Source organism: Streptomyces sp. SID3212 (genome assembly GCF_009865405.1).
Lineage (GTDB): Bacteria > Actinomycetota > Actinomycetes > Streptomycetales > Streptomycetaceae > Streptomyces.
In genome coordinates this window covers 1-499 of sequence record NZ_WWJY01000992.1, presented here as the reverse complement: position 1 = coordinate 499, position 499 = coordinate 1, and the positions used below count along the sequence as shown (strand labels likewise).

1 pseudogene is annotated in these 499 nt (G+C 77.6%); it reads right to left on the bottom strand.

Features of this window, described 5'->3' with window-relative positions:
- Positions 1 to 499, bottom strand: a pseudogene (locus GT042_RS29520) (chromosome segregation protein SMC); the annotation flags it as partial.

Sequence of the window (499 nt, the reverse complement as noted above, 5' to 3'; positions counted from 1 at the left end):
GGCCTCCCCTTCGGCGCCGCGGGCCTGCCCGGAGAGGCGGCCGAGCTGTCCCGACACGGCGGACTTGGCGCGGTCGGCGGCGCGGCGGAGGTCGCCCAGCTCCTCGACGAGGGCGGCGCGCTGGGCGCGGGTGTCGGTGGCCCTGGCCTGCGCCTCCGCCAGCTCCTTACTGTGTGCGTCCAGGTCGCGGAGGGTGGCGGCGGCCTCGTCCACGGAGGCCTGGACCTCCAGCAGGCTGGGCGCGCCTGCGGAGCCGCCGTGCGCGAAGTGCGCGCCGAGGAGGTCGCCGTCGGCGGTCACGGCGACGAGGCCGGGCTCGGCGGCGACGAGCGCCTCGGCGTCTTCGAGGGTCCCGACGACGACGATGTCCCTCACGAGGTGCCGCACGGCCTCCATGAGCTCACGGGGCCCCCGCACGAGCTCGGCCACCCGGGGCGCCCGGGTTCCCCCGCCTCCGGCGGAAGGGGTGTCCTCAATCGCCGGACGGGCTTGATCGGCG